We start from the raw sequence: 7,447 nt of genomic DNA, 5'->3' as shown, positions 1-7,447 counted from the left end.
GCCCGAGGAAGGCCAGCCATCGGCGTTCGGCGAGGCGGAACAGGCCGACCAGCGTAAAGGTAATGGCCAGGTAGATCAGCGCGGCAATGCCGAACGACTGGAAAGTCAGGAAGGTCGCCGAGTTGGCGTCCCGCGCAACTTTCAGGATGTCGGGGATGGTCGCGGTGAACGCCACGGTGGTCGAGTGCAGCATCAGGATCACTTCATTGCTGTAGTACGGCAACGAACGGCGCAGGGCCGAGGGCATGATCACGTAGGCATACAGCTTCCAGCCCGTCAGTCCGTAGGCCTTGGCCGCTTCGACTTCACCATGGTTCATGCTGCGGATCGCCCCGGCGAAAATCTCCGTGGTGTAGGCGCAGGTGTTCAGGGCAAAGGCGAGAATCGTGCAGTTCATCGCATCGCGGAAGAAACTGTCGAGCAAAGGCTGCGCTCGTACCGCCGCCAGGCTGTAGATCCCGGTGTAGCAGATCAGCAGCTGGATATACAACGGCGTGCCCCGGAACAGGTAAGTGTAGAACTGCACCGGCCAGCGAATGTAGAAGTGCGATGAAACCCGAGCGATCGACAATGGAATCGACACCAGGAAACCAAAGAAAATCGACGCGCTGAGCAGCCACATCGTCATCGCCAGACCGGTGATGTTCTGGCCGTCGGTATAGAGGAAGGCTTTCCAGTATTCCTGCAGGAGTTCGATCATCGTACGGCCTCCCGGGCACCGGCGGCGTAGCGGCGTTCGAGCCAGCGCAGGATGAAGTTCGAGGCACTGGTGATCAGCAGGTAAATCAACGCGGCGATGACCAGGAAGTAAAACAGTTGGTAGGTGCTTTTACCGGCGTCCTGCGCGGCTTTGACCAGATCGGCCAGACCGATGATCGACACCAGCGCGGTGGCCTTGAGCATCACCATCCAGTTGTTGCCGATGCCCGGCAAGGCAAAGCGCATCATTTGCGGGAACACCACGAAACGAAAACGCTGGCCACGCTTGAGGCCATAGGCGGTGGCCGCTTCGACCTGACCGCGCGGTACGGCGAGGATCGCGCCACGGAAGGTCTCGGTGAAATACGCCCCATAAATGAAGCCCAGGGTCAGTACTCCGGCGCTGAACGGGTCGATTTCGATGTATTCCCATTCCATGTAGTCGGTGAGCGAAGTCAGCCAGGTTTGCAGGCTGTAGAAGATCAGCAGCATCAGCACCAGATCCGGCACCCCGCGAATCAGCGTGGTGTAGAGCTGGGCTGGCAGGCGCACCAGTTTGACTTTGGACAGCTTGGCACTGGCGCCGATCAGACCGAGCAACACGGCCACCAGCAGCGACAACGCCGATAATTTGATGGTCATCCAGGTGCCTTCCAACAGCAAAGGACCGAAGCCCTTGAGGCTGAAGGCGGAGAGCCCCAGATTTTGTAAGAGGTTTTCGAACATAAATCAGCAACCTGAGCGGATGGAAAAGGCGCCCATCGAGTGATGGGCGCCGGGGCATTATTTGCCGCTGTACAGGTTCAGATCGCCAAAGTGTTTCTTTTGAATCTCGGCGTATTTGCCATCATCGTGTAACGCTTTGATACCTTTATCTAAAAGGGCCTTCAGCTCAGTGTTACCTTTCTTAATACCGACAGCGGTCTTGGCTGGCAGCAATTCGTTGTCGACCGGCTTGCTGACGTCATAGTCGGCGCCTTGTGGCGACTTCAGGAAGCCCAATTCGGCTTGCAGCATGTCCTGAATGCCCGCGTCGAGACGGCCGGAAGTCAGGTCGGAATACACCTGGTCCTGGTTCTGATAGGCCTGAGTCTTCACGCCGGCCTTGTCCAGCACGGCTTTGGCATAGGCTTCCTGAATGGTGCCTTGCTCGTAGCCGACGGTTTTGCCTTTGAGCGACGCAACGTCTGCGGTGATACCGGAGCCTTTTTTCGACACGTAGGCGGTCGGGCCGGAGAACAGTTCGCTGGAGAAGTCGATGACTTTTTCGCGGGCCGGGGTCACGGTCATCGACGAGATCACACCGTCGAATTTATTGGCTTTCAGGCCCGGAATCATGCCGTCGAAGTCGCTTTCGACCCACTTGCACTTGACCTTCAGTTCGGCGCAGATCGCGTTACCCAAGTCGATATCGAAGCCCACCAGGCTGCCGTCGGCCGCTTTCGACTCAAACGGTGCGTACGAAGGGTCAACGCCAAAGCGCAGCTCTTTGTATTCCTTGGCCAGCGCGGAGCCGGCGGCCATGCACAACGCCAGTGCAGAAAGGGTCAGCAATGCTTTTTTCATTATTCAATCCCTAAGAACCAATATGAGCGCTTGTGGCGCAGAATTATTGTTACTGGAACGCGTACGACACATAGAAAGTAGCAATTTCCGAACCAGAGTCCCGAACAAGTGTTTTAAAAGGTGGCGCAAGCATGGCGAGGAGGGGATTGGTGCACGGAAACGGGCGCGTTAAATGCGTTGCACCAAGATGGCTCGTTTCCGCGGTTCACAGTGCTTTTGTGGCGAGGGGATTTATCCTCGTTGGGCGCGCTGGGCGCCCCCCCGACAGCCCGGTAAATGCGTGATCGGGATTTGCGACTGCTTCGCAGTCGAACGGGGATGAATCCCCTCGCCACAGATGATCTCTCGCTGCCGGTTATTCATTCCTATGCGTGGTCGCTGTCCTGGAAAACCGGGTCACGCCAACAGATCCTGTAACGTCGCCAGGCTATCGGCCTCTTCCACGGTCTTGTCCTGGCGCCAGCGCAGCATGCGCGGGAAACGCACGGCAATACCACTTTTGTGTCGACGCGAAAGGGCAATGCCTTCGAACCCCAACTCGAACACCAGGCTCGGTTTCACGCTGCTGACCGGGCCGAACTTTTCCACCGTGGTCTTGCGCACGATGCTGTCGACCTGGCGCATTTCCTCATCGGTCAGCCCGGAATAGGCCTTGGCAAACGGCACCAGTGACCGCTCGCTCGACTCCGGCGGGCCGTCCCACACCGCGAAGGTGTAATCGCTGTACAGACTGGCGCGTCGACCATGGCCGCGTTGCGCGTAGATCAGCACCGCGTCGACACTGAACGGGTCGACTTTCCACTTCCACCACACGCCCATGTCCTTGGTGCGGCCGACGCCGTAAAACGCGTCGCGGGCCTTGAGCATCATGCCCTCGACTCCCAGCCGCCGCGAAGCTTCGCGCTGGCGGGCGAGGTCGAACCAGTCGGTGCCGGTCAACACAGGGGAGGGCAGTAACACCGGGCTGTTGCACCCGGCGATGAGCGCTTCCAGTTGCGCGCGGCGCTCGGCCTGCGGCCGGTTGCGCCAGTCCTCACCCTGCCATTCCAGCAAGTCGTAGGCGAGCACCACCACCGGCACCTCTTCGAGAATCTTCTTGTCGAGGGTCTTGCGACCGATGCGTTGTTGCAGCAAGGCAAAGGGTTGCACCGCCGGTGGTTCGGTCGATTGCGGATCGAAAGCGTCTTCAGTGCGCGGATGCGTGCTTTTCCACACGACGATTTCGCCATCGACCACCGTGCCTTCCGGCAAACCGTGTACCAGCACATCAAGCTCGGGAAAGCGTTCGGTCACCAGTTCCTCGCCGCGCGACCACACCCACAAACGCCCTTCGCGCTTGACCACCTGCGCGCGGATGCCATCCCACTTCCATTCCACCTGCCAGTTGCTCGCCGGGCCGATCAGTGCTTCGAACTCCTCGACCGGTTGCGACAAGGCATGGGCGAGGAAAAACGGGTACGGTTGCCCGCCGCGCTGGGCGTGCTCGTCGGCCGATTCTGCGGCGATCAGTTTCAGATAGCTGGCCGCGTTCGGCCGGTTCGACAGGTCGGTGTAACCCACCAACCGCTGCGCCACGCGTTTGCTGTCGAGCCCGGCCATGGAGGCCAGGGCGCGAGTGACCAGCAGTTTCGACACCCCCACGCGGAAACTGCCGGTGATCAGCTTGATGCACAGCATCAGGCTCGGTCGGTCCAGTTGCGCCCACAGCGCTGGCAGTTGGCGGGTGAGGTATTCCGGGGTTTCACCGCGCAATGGCAGCAGTTTGTCTTCGACCCACTCGGCCAGCCCGGCCTCGGAGCTGTGCGGGTTTTCCGGCAGTACCAGCGAAATGGTTTCCGCCAGATCGCCGACCGCCTGGTAGCTCTCTTCGAACAGCCAGGGTGCAAGCCCCGAGACCTCGACGGCCAATTCGCGCAGGATGCGCACCGGCACCAGTTGCCGTGGACGACCGCCGGACAGAAAGTACACCGCCCAGGCGGCGTCCTGCGGTGCAGCCTGGGCGAAGTAATGTTGCATGGCCGCCAGTTTGGCGTTGCTGGACGTGGTGGCGTCGAGTTCGGCGTACAACTCGGCAAAGGCTTTCATGCTTGTACCTCGGCAATAACCGGGGCGGCGCCGATGTTCTCCTCTTCGTCATCGCCGTATTCGGTGCTGAAACCCTGCGCGTCCAGGCCCTGTTCGCGCAGATGACGCACCAGCACGCTGATCGAGCCGTGGGTGACCATCACCCGTTCGGCACCGGTCTGGTTGATGGCCCAGAGCAGGCCGGGCCAGTCGGCGTGATCGGACAGCACGAAGCCGCGATCCACGCCACGTCGCCGGCGAGTGCCGCGCAGGCGCATCCAGCCGCTGGCGAAGGCGTCGCTGAAATCACCAAAACGCCGCATCCAGGTGCTGCCACCGGCCGACGGCGGGGCGATGACCAAGGCCTGACGCATGATCGGGTCGGACTTTTTCACATCGCCGGCGTAGATCGTCGGCGGCAGGTACACCCCGGCTTCGCGGTAGACCCGGTTCAGCGGTTCGACCGCGCCATGACTGAGGATCGGCCCGAGACTGGCGTCGATGCCGTGCAGAATGCGCTGGGCCTTGCCGAACGAATAGCAGAACAACACGCTGGCCTTGCCGGCGGCGATGTTCGCCTGCCACCACTGGTTGATCTCGCTGAACACCTGCGCCTGCGGCTGCCAGCGGTAGATCGGCAGGCCGAAGGTCGATTCGGTAATGAAGGTATGGCAACGCACCGGCTCGAACGGCGCGCAAGTGCCGTCCGGTTCGATCTTGTAATCGCCGGACGCGACCCAGACTTCGCCGCCGTACTCCAGACGCACCTGCGCCGAACCGAGCACATGGCCCGCCGGGTGAAAACTCAAGGTAACGCCGTGGTGGGTCAGGCGCTGGCCGTAGGCGAGGGTCTGCAGATTGATGTCCTGACCCAGTCGCGCACGCAAAATCCCTTCGCTGGCGCTGCTGGCCAGGTAATGCTGGTTGCCGTTACGGGCGTGATCGCCGTGGGCATGGGTGATGACCGAGCGTTCGACGGAACGCCACGGGTCAATATAGAAATCGCCTGCCGGGCAATACAAACCTTCGGGGCGCGCGATAACAAGGTCCATGTCGTTACCAGAATGGGGGGCTTGTTAGCTATGAGGCGGGCGCGAGTCCGGAAGTTCTATCGACTTTGAAAAGCCCCCTCACCCCAGCCCTCTCCCGGAGGGAGAGGGGGCCGACCGAGGTGTCAGGCGAATTACATCGACCTGAAAGACCGAGTCGATTATGGGTTCGGCAAAGCACAGCCGAGTTGATTCTGGATTCGGCAAAGCCTGAACCGAGTCGAATATGGATTCGGCAAAGCCCGAACCGAGTCGAATATGGATTCGGCCCGTTCAGGTCGGCGCATGCCTTAAGCAACCCCCAATCAGTCCCCTCTCCCTTTGGGAGAGGGTTAGGGTGAGGGGCTCTTGATGTTTGCCTTATTTGCCGGGGGTGAGGGTCAGGCGGGTTTTGCCGTACACCCGGTCAAAGTTCTGCGGCTGCATCGGCAAACCGATGTACTGCCCCTTCAGCCATGCATCGACACCGTTGAGGTAGTTCGGGCTGACCGGGTTCCCCGACTGGCCGGTACCGTTCTGCCCCATCAGCGGTTCAGCCTGACCAAAGTCGACGATAAAGCGCATCGACGGCGCGCGGGTGGTGGTGAAGTCCTGGCCCCAGGCGAACGCGGCGGTATTCAGGGTGGTGTGATCGCCCCCGGCTGCCAGCGGTCCGCGAACGGTCTGGCCATTGGCGTTTTTCCACGCGTAGCTATGCAGTTTGCCCCACTGCCAAGCCCGGTGATCGCCACCCAGTTGACCGTCGCCAGCGCTGATCGCCGCCGCGAAACTGCGGGCGAGGATCACGGCCTTGTCTTCTTTCTGTGGCGTGCGAATGTCATCCCAGAACGGACTGTCCTCACGGCCGAGCAAGTGATCGGCCTGGGCCGCGTAAGACAAGTCGCCGTTGGCGATGAACGCTTTCCACGCCGGGCTCGATTCAGGGCCCAGTTCGTCGAGGAAGATCTGTTTCATGCTTTCTTGCAGGAACAGTTCGTAGATCGCCGCATCGGCCGAAGTCGGGCTGAGTTTGCCGTCGAATGCCATCAGGCGGGTGAAGGCCTCGCGGGCCTTGTTGCGCTCCGCTTCCGGCAGGGCGTCGATCGCCTGTTTCAGCGGTTGCTTCATGCCCGGCGCTTCGAACATTTTTTTCAGTTTGGCGGCAAACGTGGTGGTCTGGTCGTACTGCATGGCGATCACGCTGCGGCCGTCATGCTTGCCGCTGCCGGCCAGTTCCGCCAGACGCTCGCCACGTTCCGGCGCCGCCCAGGAGTTCGACAGTTGCATGCCGTAACCGTGAGGAATCACCCGCTGGTTGGCGGTGCCGAGCCAGCCTTGCGCCGGGTCCTGATCGTACGGGTGCAGCATCGGGTCGGCGTAACCGTCCCAATCGTAACGACCTTCCCAGCCCGGCGACGGCAGCAGGCCTTCGCCTTCACGGCGGTTGGGGAAACGCCCGGTGACTTGCCAGCCAATGTTGCTGGCGTCGGCGAACACCATGTTCAGGGCAATGGCGCGGATCTCGCGGCTCGCGTCCGAGGCACGTTCAACGTTCTGCGCACGGGTCAGGTCAAAAAACGCGTCCAGCGACTTGTCGTCGGTGAAGCTCGGTGTTTGCAGGGCCAGGCCAAAACCGTTGCCCTGTGCCGCGGCCTGGGCACTGTTGAGCAGCGCGCCGTGGCGGGTTTCGTACACCGCTTCGCGAATCGGCCGCTGGCCTTTGACGAAATAGGTTTCGTTGCGCACGCCCAGCGGCTGCCATTTGCCATTGACCTCGTAGGTCAGGCTGTTGCCCTGACGACGGATTTTTTCCAGGAACAGGTCCTGGTTGTCGCCGAGCACGCTGGTGGCGCTCCACGCAACTTTGCCGTTGAAGCCGCCGAGCACCATCGGCAAACCGGCAACGGTGACACCGGCGGCCTGATACTTCGGTGCGCGGATCTGTACGAAGGTCCACAGCGACGTTGCCGCCAGTGGGCCATGGCTGTCGCTGGCGAGAAGGCTCTTGCCGCTGCGGCTGCGTTGCGGGGCGATGGCCCAATTGTTCGACGAGGTGGTGCCGAGCAGGTTCAGCGCCGACAGCTGTTGGC

At 61.3% G+C, this 7,447-nt stretch carries 6 protein-coding genes; all 6 read right to left on the bottom strand.

Annotated features, from left to right (window positions below):
• The coding region (locus tag DBR24_RS13035) for an ABC transporter permease (protein WP_128614963.1) at positions 1-700 on the bottom strand (700 nt) is incomplete at its 3' end.
• Positions 697-1,425 (bottom strand): ABC transporter permease, encoded by a 729-nt coding sequence (locus DBR24_RS13030; RefSeq protein ID WP_128614962.1) that lies wholly within the window; start codon positions 1,423-1,425, stop codon positions 697-699. The genes DBR24_RS13030 and DBR24_RS13035, both read right to left, overlap by 4 nt.
• A 57-nt stretch (positions 1,426-1,482) precedes the next feature.
• Positions 1,483-2,265: a transporter substrate-binding domain-containing protein gene (locus DBR24_RS13025; protein ID WP_008083900.1), complete on the bottom strand. Its 783-nt coding sequence runs from the start codon at positions 2,263-2,265 to the stop codon at positions 1,483-1,485.
• A 396-nt stretch (positions 2,266-2,661) separates the two neighbouring features.
• Positions 2,662-4,350, bottom strand: coding sequence for an ATP-dependent DNA ligase (locus DBR24_RS13020; protein WP_128614961.1), 1,689 nt, complete (start codon positions 4,348-4,350; stop codon positions 2,662-2,664).
• Positions 4,347-5,381 carry a ligase-associated DNA damage response exonuclease gene (locus tag DBR24_RS13015; protein ID WP_128614960.1) on the bottom strand — a complete coding sequence of 345 codons (1,035 nt, stop codon included), beginning with the start codon at positions 5,379-5,381 and terminating at the stop codon, positions 4,347-4,349. Before DBR24_RS13015 ends, DBR24_RS13020 begins: the two co-directional genes overlap by 4 nt.
• Positions 5,382-5,738: 357 nt before the next feature.
• The coding region (locus DBR24_RS13010; RefSeq protein WP_146189032.1) for a penicillin acylase family protein at positions 5,739-7,447 on the bottom strand (1,709 nt) is incomplete at its 5' end.

The organism is Pseudomonas sp. HMWF006, from assembly GCF_003061205.1.
Taxonomy (GTDB): Bacteria; Pseudomonadota; Gammaproteobacteria; order Pseudomonadales; family Pseudomonadaceae; genus Aquipseudomonas; species Aquipseudomonas monsensis.
Note: the sequence above shows the minus strand (reverse complement) of the source record. Positions and strands in the feature narration are given on the sequence as shown.